At 71.0% G+C, this 20,204-nt stretch carries 17 protein-coding genes and 1 other RNA gene; 2 read left to right on the forward strand and 16 right to left on the reverse strand.

What is annotated here, in order from left to right; genetic code table 11:
• Positions 1–89 precede the first annotated feature (89 nt).
• The 3 genes from OG892_RS14540 to OG892_RS14550 form a co-directional block, all read right to left on the reverse strand.
• Positions 90–2,471, reverse strand: a complete 2,382-nt coding sequence (locus OG892_RS14540; RefSeq protein WP_328866885.1) for a UvrD-helicase domain-containing protein — start codon at positions 2,469–2,471, stop codon at positions 90–92.
• Between the two features lie 117 nt (positions 2,472–2,588).
• Positions 2,589–3,197: an ABATE domain-containing protein gene (locus OG892_RS14545; protein ID WP_073738364.1), complete on the reverse strand. Its 609-nt coding sequence runs from the start codon at positions 3,195–3,197 to the stop codon at positions 2,589–2,591.
• Positions 3,198–3,313: 116 nt separating this feature from the next.
• Positions 3,314–3,898 (reverse strand): GNAT family N-acetyltransferase, encoded by a 585-nt coding sequence (locus OG892_RS14550; protein ID WP_073738172.1) that lies wholly within the window; start codon positions 3,896–3,898, stop codon positions 3,314–3,316.
• A gap of 91 nt (positions 3,899–3,989) precedes the next feature.
• Between OG892_RS14550 and OG892_RS14555 the strand changes: the two genes are divergently transcribed.
• Complete coding sequence (locus tag OG892_RS14555) at positions 3,990–4,559, forward strand: DUF1772 domain-containing protein (protein WP_073738171.1); 570 nt, start codon at positions 3,990–3,992, stop codon at positions 4,557–4,559.
• On the opposite strand, the gene OG892_RS14560 is transcribed toward OG892_RS14555, so the two are convergent.
• The 10 genes from OG892_RS14560 to ftsE form a co-directional block, all read right to left on the reverse strand.
• A complete protein-coding gene (locus OG892_RS14560; protein ID WP_371631635.1) occupies positions 4,508–5,650 on the reverse strand; it encodes a uroporphyrinogen-III synthase in 1,143 nt (380 codons plus the stop codon). The genes OG892_RS14555 and OG892_RS14560 overlap by 52 nt on opposite strands.
• Positions 5,651–5,779: 129 nt before the next feature.
• Positions 5,780–7,111 carry a nitrate/nitrite transporter gene (locus OG892_RS14565; RefSeq protein WP_371629373.1) on the reverse strand — a complete coding sequence of 444 codons (1,332 nt, stop codon included), beginning with the start codon at positions 7,109–7,111 and terminating at the stop codon, positions 5,780–5,782.
• Positions 7,112–7,239: 128 nt separating this feature from the next.
• Complete coding sequence (locus tag OG892_RS14570; RefSeq protein WP_371629374.1) at positions 7,240–8,604, reverse strand: acyltransferase; 1,365 nt, start codon at positions 8,602–8,604, stop codon at positions 7,240–7,242.
• Positions 8,601–10,730 (reverse strand): glycosyltransferase, encoded by a 2,130-nt coding sequence (locus OG892_RS14575; RefSeq protein WP_371629375.1) that lies wholly within the window; start codon positions 10,728–10,730, stop codon positions 8,601–8,603. The genes OG892_RS14570 and OG892_RS14575 overlap by 4 nt, the downstream gene beginning before the upstream one ends.
• 66 nt (positions 10,731–10,796) lie before the next feature.
• Positions 10,797–11,489: a hypothetical protein gene (locus tag OG892_RS14580; RefSeq protein ID WP_328866879.1), complete on the reverse strand. Its 693-nt coding sequence runs from the start codon at positions 11,487–11,489 to the stop codon at positions 10,797–10,799.
• A 314-nt stretch (positions 11,490–11,803) separates the two neighbouring features.
• Positions 11,804–12,191, reverse strand: a transfer-messenger RNA (tmRNA) gene (gene ssrA, locus OG892_RS14585).
• Positions 12,192–12,312: 121 nt separating this feature from the next.
• Positions 12,313–12,801, reverse strand: a complete 489-nt coding sequence (gene smpB / locus OG892_RS14590) for an SsrA-binding protein SmpB (RefSeq protein ID WP_073738167.1) — start codon at positions 12,799–12,801, stop codon at positions 12,313–12,315.
• 18 nt (positions 12,802–12,819) lie between these two features.
• The gene (locus OG892_RS14595) at positions 12,820–14,007 is read right to left on the reverse strand and encodes a S41 family peptidase (RefSeq protein ID WP_371629376.1); all 1,188 of its coding nucleotides are present in this window, start codon (positions 14,005–14,007) and stop codon (positions 12,820–12,822) included.
• Positions 14,008–14,074: 67 nt separating this feature from the next.
• Positions 14,075–14,992: a permease-like cell division protein FtsX gene (gene ftsX, locus OG892_RS14600; RefSeq protein WP_024489198.1), complete on the reverse strand. Its 918-nt coding sequence runs from the start codon at positions 14,990–14,992 to the stop codon at positions 14,075–14,077.
• Positions 14,993–15,015: 23 nt separating this feature from the next.
• Positions 15,016–15,705 carry a cell division ATP-binding protein FtsE gene (gene ftsE, locus OG892_RS14605; RefSeq protein WP_024489199.1) on the reverse strand — a complete coding sequence of 230 codons (690 nt, stop codon included), beginning with the start codon at positions 15,703–15,705 and terminating at the stop codon, positions 15,016–15,018.
• Between the two features lie 259 nt (positions 15,706–15,964).
• Here ftsE and OG892_RS14610 point away from each other — a divergent pair, with 259 nt between their 5' ends.
• Complete coding sequence (locus OG892_RS14610; protein WP_073738165.1) at positions 15,965–16,168, forward strand: hypothetical protein; 204 nt, start codon at positions 15,965–15,967, stop codon at positions 16,166–16,168.
• A 231-nt stretch (positions 16,169–16,399) separates the two neighbouring features.
• Here OG892_RS14610 and OG892_RS14615 read toward each other — a convergent pair whose 3' ends face one another.
• From OG892_RS14615 to OG892_RS14625, 3 genes are all read right to left on the reverse strand, one after another.
• Positions 16,400–17,389: an LPXTG cell wall anchor domain-containing protein gene (locus OG892_RS14615; protein ID WP_371629377.1), complete on the reverse strand. Its 990-nt coding sequence runs from the start codon at positions 17,387–17,389 to the stop codon at positions 16,400–16,402.
• A gap of 346 nt (positions 17,390–17,735) precedes the next feature.
• The gene (gene prfB, locus OG892_RS14620; RefSeq protein WP_024489202.1) at positions 17,736–18,842 is read right to left on the reverse strand and encodes a peptide chain release factor 2; all 1,107 of its coding nucleotides are present in this window, start codon (positions 18,840–18,842) and stop codon (positions 17,736–17,738) included.
• 101 nt (positions 18,843–18,943) lie between these two features.
• A complete protein-coding gene (locus OG892_RS14625) occupies positions 18,944–20,194 on the reverse strand; it encodes a serine/threonine-protein kinase (protein WP_328866876.1) in 1,251 nt (416 codons plus the stop codon).
• Between the last annotated feature and the right edge of the window lie 10 nt (positions 20,195–20,204).

Below are 20,204 nucleotides of genomic sequence, written 5' to 3' on the forward strand. Positions count from 1 at the left end.
CAGGCTAACAAACACCCCGGAGAAGTGATTCCCTCCGCGCGGGTTGACTCCGAAGAGGCTCCCTCGCCGGCTGCCGCGGCGGCCGGGCGTCAGTCCCTCAGCAGGTCCGGCACCCCGTCCTCGTCGGGCAGGTCCCGCTCCCCAGAGACGACCGTGAGCTGCTGCGTCGCCCGCGTCAGCGCGACGTACAGCACCCGCAGCCCCGCCGGGGACTCGTCCGCGATCTCCGCGGGCGAGACGACCACCGTGGCGTCGTACTCGAGGCCCTTCGCCTCCAGGCTGCCGAGCGCGACCACCCGTTCGCCCAGCTCCGCGAGCCACTTACGGGCCTGTGCCCGCCGGTTCATCGCGACGACGACGCCGACGGTGCCGTCCACCTCGGCCAGCAGCCGTCGCGCCTCCTCCCGCACGGTCCCGGCCAGATCACCGTCCCGTACGGTCTCGAAGCGCGGCCTCACACCCGTGGAGCGGACGGCGGCCGGTGACTCCATGCCGGGCATCGCGAGCGCGAGGACCTTGGCGGCGAGCTCGGCGATCTCCGCCGGGTTGCGGTAGTTGACGGTCAGCGTGAAGTTCCGGCGCGGGCGGCTGCCGAGCGCCTCGTCGCGCGCCGCGGCCGCCTCGTCCGGATCGGACCAGGAGGACTGCGCCGGGTCCCCGACGATCGTCCAGGTGGCGTGCCTGCCCCGGCGGCCGACCATCCGCCACTGCATGGGCGTGAGGTCCTGCGCCTCGTCGACGATGACGTGCGCGTACTCCGTGCGCTCCGCCGCGAGCCGCTCGGCCCGCTCCCACTGGGTCTCCTCCCGCTGCGGCATCAGCTCCTCCAGACCGGTGAGGTGGTCCAGCGGGTCGAACTCGCGTTTGCGCTTGGGCCGGTTCGGGGTGCCGATCAGATGCTGCAACTCGTCCAGCATCGCCACGTCGTGGACGGACAGCGGCCCCTGACCGGCGCTGTCGAGGCGCTTCAGGGAGCGGGCGAGCCGGCGCACCTCGCCCTGGTTGAGGGTCCGCCGCGCCCAGCGGGCGAGCCGCTTCTCGTCGGACATCGCGGCGAGCACCCCGCGCGGGGTGAGCTCGGGCCACCAGGCGTTCAGGAACGCGATGAACGGCGTCTCGGTGGAGACGTCCTCGTCGAACGACGAGCGCAGTTCGACGGCCAGCTCCGGATCGGTGTAGCGGCCCCGGCCGGACGACCTGCTCCACAGCGCGTCCAGCAGCAGTTTGCGGGCGCGCGGGCGCAGCAGGTTGACCGGTGCGGTTCCGCTCAGGACGTTGTTCCGGATGCGCCGGAGCTCGTCCTCGTTGAGCTCGACCCGGGCGCCGAAGGCCACCACCCGGAGCCGGGTGGGCGTGACGGCCTCCTTCGGGACCTCCTCCGCGTCGCCGAACGCCAGCTGGCCCGCGTCCTCGGCGGGCGGGCGGAGCACCGGCTGCTCCAGCGCCCCGCGGGCCGCCTTGCGCAGCACGTGCAGGATCCGGGAGGAGCCCTTGATCCGGGCGACGGCCGGTTCGTCGTAGGTGGTGGCGCCCTCGATGCCGGCCGCCTCGTCCGACAGCGAGCCGACCGCGCGGATCGCGACCTGGCCCTCCTCACCGAGCGAGGGCAGCACCCCCTCGGTGTACGCGACCAGCAGCGGCGTCGGTGAGACGACGAGGATGCCGCCCGCGTAGCGCCGCCGGTCCTGGTAGAGCAGGTAGGCGGCCCGGTGCAGGGCGACCGCGGTCTTGCCGGTGCCGGGGCCGCCCGAGACCTCGGTGACCGAGGCGGCGGGCGCCCGGATCACCATGTCCTGCTCGGCCTGGATGGAGGAGACGATGTCCCGCATGGTGTGGCTGCGGGCCTGCCCGAGCGCCGCCATCAGCGCCCCGTCCCCCACCACGGGGAGCTTCTCGCCCTCCAGGTAGCCGGTCAGCTCGGGGCGCATCAGGTCGTCCTCGACGCCGAGGACCCGGCGGCCCTTGGAGCGGATGACGCGGCGGCGGACCACCCGGCCCGGTTCCTTCGGCGTGGACCGGTAGAAGGGCGCGGCGGCCGGCGCCCGCCAGTCGATGACCAGTGGCGCGTAGTCGGAGTCGAGGACCCCGATCCGGCCGATGTGCAGCGTCTCCGCGATGTCTGCGGTGCTGTCCTCCCGTACTGCGTCGTCGGCCGGCTCGACGGAGGTGAACGCGCCGTCGGGGCCGCGCTCACCGTCCTTGCCGAGCAGCAGGTCGATCCTCCCGAAGAGGAAGTCCTCGAACTCGCTGTTCAGCCGGTTGAGGTGGATTCCGGCCCGGAACACCTGGGCGTCGCGTTCGGCGAGTGCTCCCGGTGTCCCGACCTGGCCGCGTTTGACGGCATCACTCATGAGAAATTCCGCCTCGTGGATCTTCTCCTCAAGGCGGTGGTACACACGGTCGAGATGTTCCTGCTCGACACCGATTTCCCGGTCCCGCAACGAATCGACAGCGGCATCCTGCGCGGCCACCGAGACCCCCTTCTGACGTGCATTGGGCAGCCGTCAACCCTATGCGACGCGGGGCCCGTCGCGCACCTGCCACGAGCATGTGATCTCACCGGTGCCCGGACAGGGACCCGAGGGGCGTCACGGCGTCGTGGGCCGCCCGGCCGGGTCGGCGTTGCGCCGCCGGTGCCGGGCGACCCGTTCGCGGTTCCCGCACACCTCGCTGGAGCACCAGCGCCGGCGCCGGCCGCGTGAGGTGTCCAGGTAGATCCGGCGGCAGTTGTCGCCCTCGCAGCGGCGCAGGCCGCCCAGCGCCACCGGGTCGGTGAGGAGCTCCACCGCGTCGCGGGCCACGGTGGCGAGCAGCGCCCGGCAGTCGGGTTCGGTGCTGAGCCCGCGCACCAGGGCGCCGCTCCCGGTGCGCACGGCGCGCACGCCGGGCGGCGCCCCGGCGGCGAGCGCGTTGACGCGCTCCAGGGCGCCCTCGGCTCCGCGGCCGCCGAGCTGTGCGGTCAGCAGCCGGTCGACGGCGGTCCTCAGCTGGCGGAAGAGCAGCAGCCAGTGGTGGTCCACGGCGGTGAGCCGGGTGCCCTGCGGTACGGCCCCGGAGGCCGTCAGCCAGTGGGCGAGCTGCTCGGGCCGGTCCAGCGGGTCGGGGGCGTCGGCGCGGCCGGCCCCTGTCGCGACCAGGTCCAGGCAGAGCCGCCCGGCGTCGAACCGCCAGTCGCACGATCCCTTGCGCGTTGCCATGCGCATGCCACCGCCTTGGGTCCGGCCCGACGTCCCCACCAGAGTGCCCCTCCGGCACCCCGCCCGTAACCCCTGCCGCCGCGCGGACACCGTACGGGCCGCGCGGGGGCGGGCGCTCAGGCGCCGGGCGCGGCCGGTGCCCCGGTGACCGGGCCGTCGTGCAGGATGCGCTGGAAGAGCCGGTGATCGCGCCAGTCTCCGTCGATGTGCATGTAGCGCGGGACCGTCGCGAACTGCTCGAAGCCGCACTTGGCGAGCACCCGCTGCGAGGCCACGTTGTGCAGCAGCGTTCCCGCCTGGATGCGGTGCAGCCGCAGCTCGTCCCGGGCCAGTTCGCAGATCAGCCGCACCGCGGTGGTGGCCAGGCCCCGGCCCGCGCACTCGACGTCCACCCAGTAGCCGAGCGTGGCGCTGCGGAACGGTCCGAGCACGATGCCGTCGAGGTTGAATCCGCCGACCGCCCGGTCCTCCTCGTCGGCCAGCACCCAGGACCTCGCACGCCCCGCCGCCTGGTCGGCCAGGATCCCGGCAAGCCGATCGCGCTGCCCCTGCTCGGTGTAGAAGGCCTCGGGCCGCCGGGGCTCCCACGCGCTCATGTACGTACGGCTGCGGGTCAGCGCCTCGGCGAGGGAGGCGGCGTCGGACTCGGTGACGGGACGGAGTCGTATCCCGGGGTCGAGCCGGTGGATGTCATTGATCATCCCAGCACGGTATCCCGGGCCTGGACGCCCGCGTAGGGAGCTGCGCGCCTGAACGATGGAGCGGGAGCCGCCGCGCGAATTGACTGGAGCCATGACAACCAGCCAGGCCCACCGGCCGCACCGCGCCCTCCGCCACCTCGTTCTCGGCGGCGCCGCCGTCACCACCGGACTCGTCGCGGGCACGTTCTACGTCTTCTCCTGCGCGGTCATGCCCGCGCTCGGCCGCAGCGACGACCGGACCTTCATCGAGGTCATGCAGAACATCAACGACGTCATAGAGAACCCGGTGTTCTTCGCCGGTTTCTTCGGCGCGCTGGTCCTCACCGCGGTGGCCGCCTGGCAGCAGCGCCGCTCCCCCGGTCCGCGCGGGTGGCTCTTCGCCGCGTTCGCGGTGTACGCCGTCGCCTTCCTGCTCACCTCCGGCGTCAACGTCCCGCTCAACGACGAGCTCGCCCGGGCCGGCAATCCGGCGCGCGTCGCAGACCCGGCCGCCGTGCGGGACCGGTTCGAGGACGCGTGGGTCGCCTGGAACGCCGTACGGGCGCTCCTGTGCACCGCGGCGCTGGCCCTCCTGCTGCGGGGATCACACCTGACGGCGCGCCATCTCCCTCAGGAGTCGGCGTACTTGGCGTCGGCGGCCGGGTCCAGGGCCAGCCGGTAGCCCCGCTTGACGACCGTCTGGACGATCCTGGGCACCCCGAGCGCGGTGCGCAGCCGAGCCATGGCCGTCTCCACCGCGTGCTCGTCCGTGCCGCTGCCCGGCAGCGCGCGCAGCAGTTCCGCGCGGGCCACCACCCAGCCCGGCCTGCGGGCCAGGGTGTGCAGCAGGGCCATCCCGGCGGGCGGCACCGGGCGCAGCTCGTCGTCGACCAGGACGGCGTGGCCCCGGATCTCGACCCGGTGTCCCGCGATGGGCAACGTCCGCGCCCGGGAGGGCAGTTCGCGGCAGAGGGCCTGGACGAGCGGGCCGAGCCGGAAGCGTTCCGGCTGGATGGTGTCGAGCCCGTGGGCCTGCAACGGCAGGGCGGTGACCGGCCCGACGCAGACCGATACGACGTTGTCCCGCAGCGCGCCCAGGAGTTCGGGAAGCATTCCGCGCTCCTCCGCACGGCGCAGCAGCGAGGCCGCGGCGGGGGCGCTGGTGAAGGTGAGCGCGTCCAGGCCGCGGGTGGTGGTGAGGTCGAGGAGCCGGTCGAGCGGGGTGATGTCCTCGGGCGGCATCCAGCGGTAGACGGGGACTCCGATGACCTCCGCGCCCGCCGCCCGCAGCGACTCGACGAAGCCGGGGAGCGGTTCGCCGTGCAGCTGGAGGGCGATGCGGCGGCCCTCGACGCCCTCTGCGAGCAGCCGTTCCAGCACTTCGGCCATGGACTCGGAGGCGGGTGACCACGCCTCGGTCAGCCCGGCGGCCCGGACCGCGCCCTTGACCTTGGGGCCGCGCGCCAGCAGCTCGACGCCGCGCAGCCGGTCCAGCAGCCGGTCCCCGATCCCCCAGCCGTCGGCCGCCTCGATCCAGCCCCGGAAGCCGATCGCGGTGGTGGCGATGACCACGTCGGGGACGCTGGTGATGAGCTCCTGGGTGGCGGCGAGGAGTTCGCTGTCGTCGGCGAGCGGCACGATCCGCAGGGCGGGGGCGTGCACCACGGTGGCGCCGCGCCGCCGCAGCAGCGTGGCGAGTTCCTCCGCCCGGCGCGCGGCGGTGACGCCGACCGTGAAGCCCGCGAGGGGCCCGTGCTGTTCGTCGTCGTGCATATGGTCTACCCGGCTCTCGTCCCGCTGCTGCTCGATGGTGCGGAGGACCGAGACTGTCAACGCCGCGTGACAGGCTCGGTTCACCCGTATTTCCCGCCCGTTACGTCACCCGACACCGTGCGGACATCATCACACCTCTGCGTAGCTGAGCTGGGGCTTCGCCGGCACCGGAGCCGTGCGGCGAAGGTATACCGCCCAGGTGAGTACGGCACACACCCCGTAGAAGGCGAGGAAGGACCAGAAGGCGGCCGTCCCGGTGCCCGCGTTCCGGAAGGACTGCCGGAAGGCCAGGTTGATGCCGAGCCCGCCGAGCGCGCCGACCGCGCCGATGAGCCCCATGGCCGCCCCGGACAGCCGCCGCCCCTGCGCCGCGGCCGCCTCACCGCGCAGTCCGCGCGCGGTCGCCTTGGCGTGGAAGATGCCCGGGATCATCTTGTACGTCGATCCGTTGCCGAGGCCGCTCAGTGCGAAGAGCGCGGTGAAGCCGGTCAGGAAGACGGTGAGCGATTCGATGCCGGAGGCGTACACGACGACTCCGGTCGCGGCGGCCATCGCGACGAAGTTCCCCATGGTGATGCGGGCGCCGCCGTACCGGTCGGCCAGCCGGCCGCCGACCGGCCGGATCAGGGAGCCCAGCAGCGGGCCGATGAAGGTGAGCGAGGCGGCCTCCAGCGGGGTGCGGCCGAACTGGGTCTGGAGCACCAGGCCGAAGGCGAAGCTGTAGCCGATGAAGGAGCCGAAGGTGCCGATGTAGAGCACCGCCATGATCCAGGTGTGCGGGTCGCGGACGGCGTCCCCGGCGGCCCCGGTGTCGTTCTGCACGGGTGCCAGGTTGTCCATGAAGTACGCGGCGCACAGCGCGGCGACGACGATCAGCGGGATGTACGCGCCGAGCACGATCCTCGGATGCGCGGCACCCGCCGTCCCGATCACCAGCAGCCCGGCGAGCTGTACGACGGGCACTCCGACGTTGCCGCCGCCCGCGTTGAGCCCGAGCGCCCAGCCCTTCTCGCGCAGCGGGAAGAAGGCGTTGATGTTCGTCATGGAGGAGGCGAAGTTGCCGCCGCCGATGCCGGTCAGCGCGGCCACCACCATGAAGGTGGTGTACGAGGTTCCCGGCTCCATCACCAGATAGGCGGCGACGGTCGGCACCAGCAGGGTGAACGCGCTGAACACGGTCCAGTTCCGGCCGCCGAACCGGGCCACCGCGAAGGTGTAGGGCACCCGCGCGACCGCGCCCACCAGGGTCGCGGTCGAGATCAGGAAGAACTTCCCGGCCGGGTCCACCCCGTACTCCGGCCCCATGAACAGGACCATCACCGACCACAGGGTCCAGATCGAGAAGCCGATGTGCTCGGAGAGGACGGAGAACCACAGATTCCGGCGGGCGATCCGCTCGCCCCTCTCCCGCCAGAACGTCTCGTCCTCCGGTTCCCACTGCTCGATCCAACGGCCAGCCATCACGCGCCTCCACAGGGGGTCGGGGTGTTGTCCCCGAACCTAGGGAGCGCGCGTTTCGGCGTGGTGCCGTGAGGTGACCGGTGCGCAACCTTGCTCTCACCGGGGCGCGGGCGCCCCGGTGAGGGAGGTCAGCGGCCGCGCCGCCCCGGGGACCCGGCCGCCTCCGGCGTGCCGCGTCCGGCGGGCCGCTTCCCGGTCCGCTTCGGCTCGCCGTTGGGCCAGAGCCGGGGCCGCCGCTTCGCCGCCACGTCCTCGACCCAGCCGACCGCGACGATCATCACCCCTATCAGCGGCCAGATCAGGATCAGCATCAGGACGTTGTAGGAGGCGTCGATGTAGGTGCCGAGGTGGTCACCGACCCACGGGATGTTCCACAGCTGGTCGATGATCGGCATCGTCGCCATGAACAGCAGGTTGTGCCAGAGGTAGATCGTCACGGCCCGGTTGTTGGCCAGGGTGATCGGACTGTCCCAGCCGGCCAGCCGGCCGGGCAGCTGCTTCCACGAGGGCGCGTACTGGAGCAGGATCGCGCAGAAGCCGAGTGACCAGGTGGCCTGGGCGAGCGGGATCTCGTCGAGGTTCCAGCCCTCCTCCGTGAGGTGTCCGGACGCCCACCAGAGGCCGAAGGCCATGATGATCGCGGCCGAGGAGACCGAGATGTAGCGCGGGACCTTCTTCAGCAGCCCGTCGTTGTGGGCGAAGCCCAGGATCCAGCAGGCGCCGAACGTACCGAAGTCGACGAGCGCCTCGCCGGTCGCCCCGTCCACGGTCACCAGGCCGGTGCCGATGACGGCGGTGAGGCCGATCGGCGCGAGCATCGTCGCCCAGGGCAGCCTGCGGAACGCCTTCAGGAGCAGCGGTGAGGCCAGTACGAACCACAGGTAGGCGCGGATGTACCAGAGCGGGCCCGCCGCCTGCTCGGCCCACGACTGCTCCAGGAACCCGCTCTCGGAGCCGCTCTCCCAGGGGAACGGCGGCGAGCCGACCGGCAGGATGTAGCAGCCGAGCTTCAGGAACCACCAGATGCCCTCGTCCCGAACCGGTTTGAGGCCCATCACGAACATCATCGGTACGACGAGTGCGGCGAACGCCCACATCGGCGGCAGCAGTCTGCGCAGCCGGCCGCGCAGGACGCTCCAGGCCGGCCGGGCCAGCGACCGGGCCATCAGGGAGCCGGCCAGCGCGAACATCACGCCCATGGACGGGAAGAGGATGGTCAGCCAGGCCCAGCCGAAGAGGTGGAAGACGACGACGCGGACGAGCGCGACGGCCCGGAGCAGGTCGAGGTAGCGGTCACGGCCGCCCGCCCTCGCCGGGGCGGCCTCCGGCTCCGTCGCGGGCGGGTACGGCGACTGTCCGGCGGGCGGGTACGGCGACTGTCCGGCGGGCGGGTACGGCGACTGCACCGGGAACGGCACCGTGTGCGGCTCCCCGGGCGGCTGCTGCGGCTGCGGCTGCGGCGGGTACGCGGAGGGGTAGCTGGGGTGGGTCATGCGACGGGCCTCCGGTCGTTGCTGCTGCCGCGCCGCTGGCCGGTCATCGCGCCGGGCGCCTCCACGACACCGGTGCGGCGCAGCTTCTGCCAGCGCAGCCGGCCGCCGGTGAGAGCGGTGATCCAGGACTGGAGCAGCACCACGTACATGAGCTGCCGGTAGAGGATCTGCTGGAGGGGCAGCGAGATCAGATGCGTCATGCGTTCCCGGTCGAGCCGGAAGGCGTACGCGGCGCAGACCGCCTGTACCGCGAGGACGCCGAGCCAGGCGACGATCGTCTTCTGGGTGGGCCCGAAGACGATCCCGTACAGCAGGAAGACGTCGATGAGGGGGGCGAGCAGCGGGGCGACGACCATGAACAGGGCGACGAACGGCAGTCCGACGCGTCCGAAGCGGCCGGAGGGGCCGCGCTCGATCACCGCGCGGCGGTGCTTCCAGATGGCCTGCATCGTGCCGTACGACCACCGGTAGCGCTGCGACCACAGCTGCTGCACGGTCTCCGGCGCCTCGGTCCAGGCGCGGGCGTTCTCCGCGTACACGACGCGCCAGCCGTCCCGGTGCATGGCCATCGTGACGTCGGTGTCCTCGGCGAGGGTGTCCTCGCTCATGCCGCCGATCCGGTCCAGCGCGTCCCGGCGGAACGCCCCGACCGCGCCGGGGATGGTGGGCATGCAGCGCAGCAGGTCGTACATCCTGCGGTCGAGGTTGAAGCCCATCACGTACTCGATGTGCTGCCAGGCCCCGATCATCGAGTCCCGGTTGCCGACCTTGGCGTTGCCCGCGACGGCCCCGACCCGTGGGTCCGCGAAGGGCTGTACGAGCTCGCGGACGGTGGACGGCTCGAAGACGGTGTCCCCGTCCATCATCACGATGATGTCGTGGCGGGCGTGCGCGATTCCGTTGTTGAGGGCCGCGGGCTTCCCCGCGTTGCGCTGGCGCACCACCCTGACGTCTCGCAGCCACATCGCCTCGACGATGTCCGCGGTGCCGTCCGTGGAACCGTCGTCGATCACGATGACTTCGACCGGATAGTCACTTGCCACCAGGGAGCGCACCGTGTTGGCGATGCACTCGCGTTCGTTGTACGCGGGCACCAGGACGGTCACCGGGCGGATCACCGGTTCGCCCCAGCCGAAGCCCCGTCCGCGGACCCGGCGCGCGTGCACGAAGGAGAGCAGCAGCATCAGCCCGAAGCGGGAGATGACCAGCACCCCGATGACGGCGAGACCGGCCACCATCACATCGGTGATGTGGTCCGAGACGCCGACGGCGTGGACGAACGCCTTGCCCTGCCAGAGCGCGAGACCCGTGACGGGGGTGTGCGCGCTGGGGGCGCCGAGGGCGGTGGTGAGGTTGGTGAACTCGTAGCCCTTGTCCTGCATCTTGGGCAGGAAGTGGCCGAGCGCGGCCACCGTCTGGGAGCGGTCGCCGCCCGAGTCGTGCATCAGGACGATGGCGCCCTTGCCGTGCTTCGGTGTGGCGTTCTTGCTGATGACACCGACGCCGGGGCGCTTCCAGTCCTCACTGTCGGTGTTGTTGACGACGGTGAGGTAGCCGCGGCTGCCGATGTACTGGGTGACCGGCCAGGACTTGTCGTCCATGGCGTCGGCGAACGAGGAGTACGGCGGCCGGAACAGCGAGGTGCGGATTCCGGCCGCGCCCGCCAGCACCAGCTGGTTCTGCGAGAGCTCCCAGTCGATGCGGGTGTGCGACTGGTAGGAGAGGTCGGGGTGGTTGAAGGTGTGCAGCCCGACCTCGTGCCCCTCCTCGACCATGCGCTTGACCAGGTCGGGATAGCGCGAGGCCATGGTGCCGGTGACGAAGAAGACGGCGTGGGCGCCGTACTCCTTGAGCTTGTCGAGCACGCGCGGGGTCCACACGGGGTCCGGGCCGTCGTCGAAGGTCAGCACGATGCGGTGATCGGGGATGCGCAGGGACTTGGCCGGTTCGCCCGCGCTGCGCGCGTCGATGACGGGTCCGCCTTCGAGGACCTGCTCGGGCACCGTGTCGGTCGCCGCAGGTGGCTGGATCCGGTGGTCGGCAAGGATTTCGCTGTGCACGTAACCGCGCAGCATCAGCATGGCGAGCAGGGCGACGAGGAGCAGGAACGGCAGCAAATAACGCATGGGAAGCCTGCGCCGCCGGGTCTGCTTCTTACGGTTGTGCCTGCCCCGCGTGACGGGGGTGGTCATTTAGTTGGTGCCTTCTTGCTCTTCCACAGGAGGGTCGGCGGACTCGGCGGGGGGCGGCGTCGTGGTGGTGTCCGACGGCTCCGTCCCCGGCTCCGCGGGAGGCGTCCCGGTGTCGGCGGCGGGCGGCGCGGACGCCGTGGTACCGGCGGACGACGCGGTGCCGCCACCACCGGTGGTGGCCGCAGAGCGGTCCCCGACCGGTACGACGGCGGCGGGTGCGGAGGAGCCGGCGCCGGGGGCCGTGGAGCCGGCCGCGGCGGAGCTGCCCGGCAGTACGGGGGCGCTACTTCCGGCCACGGGTGCGGACGGCGAGGAGCCGGCCGTCGCGCCGGGCGTCGCGGAGACGTCCGCGCTCTCGTCCGGTGCGGGCGGCACCTGGACCTCGTCCGCGTTCTGGTGCTCCTCCTGACCGGAGAGCGGCAGGAACGGGGCGCTGGAGTTGCCGCCGAGGACGGCGGCGACGAGCGTCACCGCGAAGCAGACGCAGACCGCTGCGATCACCCAGCCGAACCGTCGGAGCGTCTTGCTCCGGCGCCCGCTCTCGTCGACGAAGACGGGGCCGTCGGAGCCTTCCGGAGCGCCGGGTTCCGGCAGCAGCTCGGAGAGCTGGCGTCCCAGACCGTCAAGTTGGATGGTGACTTCGTTCGGCTCGTGTGTGTGCCCCGCATGGGCACCTTCACGCCAAGTTTCCACTGGTGTACGCACTTCCCCCACTCAAGATCGGGTGCGCGCAACTGACCGGTTATATGCCGCCGGACCGGGCCCCCACCCTGTCCACGCGCCCCCCACCACAGTGCACCCGGACGATGAATGTAGCGCACGCCGAGGAGGCCGCGACCCTACTGTCCGGTGTTGTAAATCATGAGTGGTACATCCGTTCCACCTCGCACGCCGCCGCACGCCGGGACGCGCGCCCCCGCGCGCCGGTCGTGGCCTGCGGGCCTGCCGGCAGACAAAAAACGAGGACCCCGCTGCCGGTGGCAACGGGGTCCTCGTTCACATGGGAATTGTGGAGATGGCGGGAATCGAACCCGCGTCCAACGGTGCGGAATCAGGGCTTCTCCGAGTGCAGTTCGCTGCGCTTTTCTCGGCCCCGGAGGTCACGCGAACAAGCCTCCGACAGGCCCAGTCACTGTTTGATTTCCTTCAGGGCCCCGTGACCGGGCCTAGAAGTTTAGATCCCTAAATGATGCCAGGATCCGGGTCGGGATCACCCCCGGGCTGACACTCCGCAGAGTCTTCGCTTAGCTGCTAATTAGGCAGCGAGGGCGAAGGCGGAGGAATCGCGCTTGGAATTGGCGATTATTGGTTGCGACATATGGTTAACGAGATCATTGCCGCTTCCTCGACTCGCTTCCCCTGCTTCGACATCCGCTGTCGAAACCGATCATCCCCATGTTGATTTTTCAAAGGTGGTACACACCCCGTGGGGTGCAGTGCCATCGTACGTGACCAACGTGCGCCGATGCCAGCGTATTCCTGGCGGACCGGCCGCCGGCCGTCGTGACCCGCCCGGTCAGGCGGCCCGCTGGCGGCGGCGCACCGCCGAGATCGCCCGGTTCGTCTCCCTGGTGTCCTGCTTCTCGCGCAGCGTCTGGCGCTTGTCGTACTCCTTCTTGCCCTTCGCCAGCGCGATCTCGACCTTGACCCGGCCGCTGCGGAAGTACAGGGCGAGCGGCACGATCGTGTGCCCGGTCTCCTGCGCCTTCGACTCCAGCTTGTCGATCTCGGCCCGGTGCATCAGCAGCTTGCGCTTGCGCTTGGCGGAGTGGTTGGTCCAGGTGCCCTGGACGTACTCGGGGACGTGGATGTTGTGCAGCCACGCCTCGCCGCCGTCGATCTGCACGAAGCCGTCCACCAGGGAGGCCCGGCCCATGCGCAGCGATTTGACCTCGGTCCCCATGAGTACGAGGCCGCACTCGTAGGTGTCGAGGATGGTGTAGTCGTGGCGCGCCTTCTTGTTCTGCGCGATGATCTTGCGCTCTGGGTCCTTTTCCTTAGCCATAGTGCGGCCATTTTCGCACTACGACCCACCCCCGAGGCCACTCAATACCGTCTCGGCCCTCTTCTGGGCCTCAGAGCTGACCGCGAGGTCCGGTGTGATGCCCCGGTCGTCGACGCTGCGGCCCGCCGGAGTGCGGTAGTGGCCCACGGTCAGCTCGGCCACCGCACCGCCCGCGAGCTTGCTCGGCATCTGGACGGAGCCCTTGCCGAAGGTGCGCGAGCCGACCGTGACCGCGCGCCCCCGGTCCTGCAGCGCGCCGGTCAGCAGCTCGGCCGCGCTCATCGTGCCGCCGTCGATGAGGACGACGACGGGGCGCTCGGTGTCGCCCCCCGCGTCCGCGTACAGGGCGCGCTGCTCCCCGTGCACGTCATAGGTGGCGACCAGGCCGCCGTCCAGGAAGGCGGAGGCCGCGGTGACGGCCTCCGTGACCAGCCCGCCGGAGTTGCCGCGCAGGTCAAGCAGCACACCGGCGCCCGCGGGTGCCTTCCGGACTGCGTCACGGACCTGAGTGCCGGAACCCTTGGTGAACGAGCCGACCTCGATCAGTACGGCCGAGCCGGATTCGGGCCGTTCGGGGCCGAGCCGCCGCACGGTGACCGCCTCCGTGGTGAGCCGGGCCCTGCGCAGCGTCTCGGTCCGGCTGACGGAACCCCGCTGCACCCCCAGCACCACGGCGCTCCCCTCGGCCGCGCCCTCGCGGTCACCGCGCAGCAGGGCCACCACGTCGGAGACCGGGCGCCGGTCGACCCGGCTGCCGTCGACCGTGCGGATCAGGTCGCCCGCGCGGACACCGGCCCGGTCCGCGGGGCTGCCCGGCTGGACCCGGGCGACCGCGACCAGCCCGTCGGCGGAGCGCCTGGCTGCGATCCCGACGCCCGTGTACGAGCCGTCGAGGGCCTGCTCGAACTCCTCGTACTCCCGCTCGTCGTAGACCGCGCCCCAGCGGTCCCCGCTGCGGCTGACGACCTCCTCGGCCGCCTCCGTACCGGACTTGCCGTCCGCCACCGCGTCGGCTGCGGCGTCGGCCACCGCGTCGCGGTCCGCGACGGAGGCGACGGACCGGGTCTGCGCGTCCCGGCCCCGCCCGTCGCCGCGGGGCAGCGAACCGGTGGCGGCGCCGGTGGCGAGCACACTCGCGAAGACCAATGTCAGGGCAGCCCCGCGGCAGAGGCCGCGGGACCCTGCACGGTGCACGGGGCCAGACATGCTGCCTAGCCTAGGACAAGGCTCCGGGGCGCACGGGCTGTTGGCCGCGCGCCCCGGGAGGCGATCGTCATACCTTGAGGTACTTGCGCAGCGCGAAGAGTGCGGCAACCGCGGGCATCAGCAGGCCGATCGCCAGAACCAGCGGGAGCTTGGTGAGCACCGCGTCCCAGCCGATGAAGTCGATCAGGTTCAGCTTGTCCTGGAGCGCGAGGCCGCCGTCGATCAGGAAGTAGCGCCCGGCCAGCAGCATGACGCAGGCCAGCACGCCGCCGATCAGTCCGGCGAACGCGGCCTCCATGATGAACGGCATCTGGATGTAGAAGCCGGAGGCGCCGACGAGCCGCATGATGCCCGTCTCCCGCCGTCGGCTGAACGCGGACACCCGGACGGTGTTCACGATCAGCATCAGCGCGATGACCAGCATCAGCGCCATCACGAACAGCGCGGCGACGTTCATGCCGTTCATCAGCCCGAAGAGGTTGTCCAGGATGCTTCTCTGGTCCTGGACCGACTGCACCCCGTTGCGTCCGGCGAACGCGGTCGCGACGACCTTGTACTTCGTCGGGTCGTGCAGCTTGACGCGGAAGGACTCCGGCATCTGGTCCGGCGTGATGTTGCCGGCCATCGGGGAGTCGCCGAACTCCTCCTGGTAGTGCTTGTACGCCTCGTCGGACGATTCGTACGTCACCGTCTCGACGACGTCCATCTTCTTGAGATCGCCCTCGATCTCCTTCTTCTGCTGCGCGGTGACAGCGCCCTTGGCGCACTGGACCACCGTCTCCGCATCACCCTTGCCGCAGAGGTAGATGGAGACGTTGACCTTGTCGTACCAGTAGTCCTTCATCGTGCTGACCTGCTCGCGCATGAGCAGCGCGCCGCCGAACAGGGCAAGCGAGAGGGCGACGGAGACGACGACGGCGAAGGTCATCGTGAGGTTGCGACGGAGGCCGACGCCGATCTCCGACAGGACGAACTGGGCGCGCATGGCGTCCTTTCAGTACTCGGTGCTCAGTGCTGGTAGCCGTAGACGCCGCGCGCCTGGTCGCGTACGAGACGGCCCTGCTCGAGCTCGATGACGCGTTTGCGCATCTGGTCGACGATGTTCTGGTCATGGGTCGCCATGATCACGGTGGTGCCGGTCCGGTTGATCCGGTCCAGCAGCTTCATGATGCCGACGGAGGTCTGCGGGTCGAGGTTGCCGGTCGGCTCGTCCGCGATCAGCAGCATGGGCCGGTTCACGAAGGCCCGCGCGATCGCCACGCGCTGCTGCTCACCGCCGGAGAGCTCGCCGGGCATCCGGTCCTCCTTCCCGCCGAGACCGACGAGGTCGAGGACCTGCGGGACCGCCTTGCGGATCTCGCCGCGCGGCTTGCCGATCACTTCCTGGGCGAACGCCACGTTCTCCGCGACGGTCTTGTTGGGAAGCAGCCGGAAGTCCTGGAAGACGGTGCCCAACTGGCGCCGCATGTGCGGCACCTTCCAGTTGGACATGCGCGCGAGGTCCTTGCCAAGGACGTGGACCATGCCCTGGCTGGCGCGCTCCTCACGGAGGATGAGTCGCATGAAGGTGGACTTGCCGGAGCCGGAGGAGCCCACCAGGAAGACGAACTCGCCCTTCTCGATATCGAGAGACACATCCCGTAGAGCGGGACGGCTCTGCTTGGGGTAGGTCTTGGAGACGTTGTCGAATCGGATCACGGATGCACCACGGTCGGCCGGGAGTAGGTGAGCGTGACCATACGCGAACCGGACTGACGCGTGCAGGCGCGCGTACCGGGATGGGTGATTTATGCCGGAACGCAAGCGGACGCGAACCGGGAGCTTCCGTTACCTGTCCGGCGGGCCGCGCCGAAATCCTCGCGAGCTGGCACAGTGGTAGGGGGAACGGTCGCGTTTCCGTGAGCGTTGTGCGGAGAGAAAGCTTGTGCGGCTCCGCCGCGCGGGAGGAGGAAAGCGCATGACCTATGACCGATTGGTGTGCGCGAACTGTGCGGCGCCCGTGGCCGAGGGCCGCTGCCCCGTGTGCCGGGCCAGCCGCGCGCGGCTGGAGGAGCAGGGACAGGGCCAGGGTCCCTTCGGCGGGATGAACCCCATGATGCTGATCGCCCTGCTGGTGGTGCTGCTGTGCGCCCTTGCGCTGCTCGCGCACCAGGCGGCGTGACCGGGAGCGACCACCTCGTTACCTGAACTCCCCCGTCCCGGTCGCGCCGGAACGGTCGTCCGGTACGCCCCTGTGACCGACTGCGGCACGGTACGGCGGCCGATGGGGCCGATTCCGTGGAAACCCGCGCCGAAGGGGCCCTCAGGGGCGGGGAAGGGCCGTACACGCACAGGGACCCGGTCCGCCGAGGCGGACCGGGTCCCTGTGGTCGTACAAGTACCGCTTGGGCCGTCAGGCGGCCGTGCGGCCGTTCACCAGGCGCGGGAGGATCCGGAAGCCGATGCCTCCGGCGATCATCGTCGCGGCACCGATGAGCAGGAACGTGGTCTCGGCCGCACCGGTCTCGGCGAGCTCGTCCTTGCCCTTGCCCTGCTCGGCCGGCTGGTTGCCGACCGAGTCGGTGTCGGTGTTGTCGGCGCACTCGGCACCGTTCAGGTCGACGGTGCAGTCGCCGCCGCTACCGCCGTCGGTCGCGGAGCCGGAGCCGCCGGTGGTGGTGTCGCCGCCCGAGGCGTTGCCGCCACCGTTGGAGTCGCCACCGCCGACAGCCGCGTCGCCACCACCAGCGGCAGCGTCACCGCCACCGGTCGCGTCGCCACCGCCGACAGCCGCGTCGCCACCACCCGCGGCGTCGCCACCGCCGACAGCAGCGTCGCCACCGCCTGCGGCGTCCTCACCACCGGCAGCAGCGTCACCGCCACCCGCAGCATCTTCACCACCAGCAGCAGCGTCGCCACCGCCTGCGGCGTCCTCACCACCAGCAGCAGCGTCACCGCCACCCGCAGCGTCCTCACCACCAGCAGCAGCGTCACCGCCACCCGCAGCATCTTCACCACCAGCAGCAGCGTCGCCACCGCCTGCGGCGTCCTCACCACCAGCAGCAGCGTCACCGCCACCCGCCACGTCGGCGCCACCGGCGACATCCGCGCCACCCGCGACATCGGCGCCACCGGCCGCGTCGCCACCACCGGCCGCGTCTTCGCCACCACCGGCCGCGTCTTCGCCACCAGCGGCGGCGTCGCCGCCACCCGCCGCGTCGTCCTGGCCGTCGATACCGATGTTCACGCCGTCCTGGTTGGCCTCGGCGTTGACGCCGATACCCGGGACGTCGACGCCGATCCCGACGGCCTGCGCCGCACCCGCGGCGGTGAGCGAGGCGCCTGCGGCAATGACCGCACCCGCGGCTATCCGCGCGACGCGTACTCGCGTCTTCTTCGTCATGTGCTGCTACCCCCAGTAGCTGTTCTCGTCAATGGAGCAGCCATATGCGGGGCCACGGCCCTGCGGGGTTTGCTCCGAACGCCGGCCGACGTTGTGCCGCGGCCATGCCGCCCGCCCCCGATCACACCCGTCCCAGACATACGCATGCTGCTCCAGCAGCCTGTCCAGAGTTAAGGACTACGTCAAGGCCGATCCATGCAATGTGCGGCGTTTTGGCGCCAATTGACCTTCATTCGGCATCAGGACTGTGACGCACTCGCCACGCCGTCTCCCCAACTGCCGGGCCGGAACGCGAAGGAGCCCGAACGGCGGTCACCGTCCGGGCTCAACTACTTCGCGGGTGAGGTTACTTCTCGTTCTGCTTGCGCCAGCGGATACCGGCCTCGACGAAGCCGTCGATCTCGCCGTTGAAGACCGCTTCGGGGTTGCCCATCTCGAACTCCGTACGCAGGTCCTTGACCATCTGGTACGGGTGCAGGACGTACGACCGCATCTGGTTGCCCCAGGAGTTGCCGCCGTCGCCCTTGAGGGCGTTCATCTTCGCCTGCTCCTCCTGGCGGCGGCGCTCGAGGAGCTTCGCCTGGAGGACGTTCATCGCGGACGCCTTGTTCTGGATCTGCGAGCGCTCGTTCTGACAGGAGACGACGATGCCGGTCGGCAGGTGGGTCAGCCGGACCGCGGAGTCCGTGGTGTTGACGCCCTGGCCGCCGGGGCCGGAGGAGCGGTACACGTCGATGCGGAGCTCGGACTCGTCGATCTCGACGTGGTCGGTCTGCTCGACGACCGGCAGCACCTCGACGCCCGCGAAGGACGTCTGACGGCGGCCCTGGTTGTCGAAGGGCGAGATCCGGACGAGCCGGTGGGTGCCCTGCTCGACGGAGAGCGTGCCGTAGGCGTACGGCACCTCCACCGCGAAGGTGGTCGACTTGATGCCGGCCTCTTCGGCGTACGCCGTCTCGTAGACCTCGGTCTTGTAGTTGTGCCGCTCGGCCCAGCGCAGGTACATGCGCTGCAGCTTCTCCGCGAAGTCCGCCGCGTCGACGCCGCCCGCCTCGGCCCGGATGGTGACCAGGGCCTCGCGCGCGTCGTACTCGCCGGACAGGAGGGTACGGACCTCCATCTCGTCGAGCGCCTTCTTCACGGAGGTCAGCTCGGACTCGGCCTCCGCGAGCGCGTCGGCGTCGCCCTCGTCCTCGGCGAGCTCGAAGAGGACTTCGAGATCGTCGATGCGGCCGCGCAGGGCCTCCGTCTTTCGGACCTCGGCCTGCATGTGCGAAAGCTTGCTGGTGATCTTCTGCGCCGCCTCCGGGTCGTCCCAGAGAGACGGAGCGGCAGCCTGCTCCTCGAGCACGGCGATGTCACCCCTCAGCGCATCCAGGTCCAGGACGGCCTCGATCGACCCCATGGTCGAGGAGAGGGACTTCAGCTCTTCGGAAATATCGACGACTGCCACGGGTCCAGCGTAACGGCTGTCGGCGCGGACGTTCCTCGGGCCGCGTGATCGCGTCCCGCAGCCCCTTCTTTCTCAGGGCTCTCAGCGGGTGCCGGGGGCACTCAGGGGGTGCCGGGGGCGGAGCTGCTGGTGTCCTGCGGGGTCGCACCCGCGTCGTCATCGCTCATCGCGAGCCAGCCGCCGACCCCGAGTGCCGCCACGAGTATCAGTGCCGCCGCGCCCAGGGTGAGGCGGCGCTTGCGGATGGCCGCCGCCTTGTTGCGCGCCGAGCCGGGCCGGGGCCGGCCGGGGGCGCGCGGGGCGCGGGCGGTGCCCCGGGGGCCGCCGGAGAGCTCGTCGGGGGCCGGGACGCGCATGCTCGTGTGGGTGTCCCGGTTGGAGTCCGGGGACGAGCCGGGGACCAGCGGCACCGCGCCCCGGCGGCGGGGCTCCTCGGCCGCCGGGGTGTACTGCTGCTCGTCGTAGCTCTGCCCGTGCGACTGGGGCTCCGGTTCGTCGTCCGGCTCGTCCACATCCAGCGGCGGGATACCGGCGAGCTGCGGGAGCTGTTCGCGCAGCCGGGCCGCCAGCTCGGAGGCGCGCAGCCGGGAGGCCGGGGCCTTGGCCAGACACTGGACGAGCAGCTGCCACAGCTCCTCGGGGATGCCGGGGAGCGGGACGACGGTCTCGGTGACGTGGCGGCGCAGTACGGCGCCGGGGTGGCCGCCGCCGAAGGGCGTGAAGCCCGCGAGGAGCTCGTACAGCACCGTCGCGAGGGCGTAGATGTCGACGGCGGCGCGCGGCGGGAGGCCTTCGACGATCTCGGGGGCCAGGTAGTCGGGCGTCCCGATGATCTTGGTGGCCTTGGTGCGGCGCGGGGTGTCGATCAGCTTGGCCACGCCGAAGTCGGTGAGCAGCGCGGGGTGGGAGTTGCCGGGCCCGAGCGGGCCCTCCATGTCGAGCAGGATGTTCTCCGGCTTGACGTCGCGGTGGACGACCCCGGCGGCGTGGGCGGCGGCGAGGCCGTCCGCGACGTCCGCGACGATCGCGACGGCGGCCTCCGGGGCCAGCCTGCGCTCGCGGTCGAGCCTGGTGCGCAGATCCGTGCCGCGCACCAGGTCCATGACCAGCGCCAGGTCGTTGCCGTCCACCACGAGGTCGCGGACGGCGACGATGTGCGGATGGTCGAGGCCGAGCAGGGCGGTGCGCTCCTGGACGAACCGGCCGACGAGCTCCTGGTCCGACGCGAGGTCCTCGCGAAGCAGTTTGATCGCGACCGGCCCCTCGGGGCCGTCGCCGAGCCACACCGTGCCGGCGCTGCCGCGCCCCAGGATCTGGTGGGCGGTGTACCGGCTGCCGATATTCCGTGCCAAGACTGCTCCC

Source organism: Streptomyces sp. NBC_00341, assembly GCF_041435055.1.
Classification (GTDB): Bacteria; Actinomycetota; Actinomycetes; order Streptomycetales; family Streptomycetaceae; genus Streptomyces.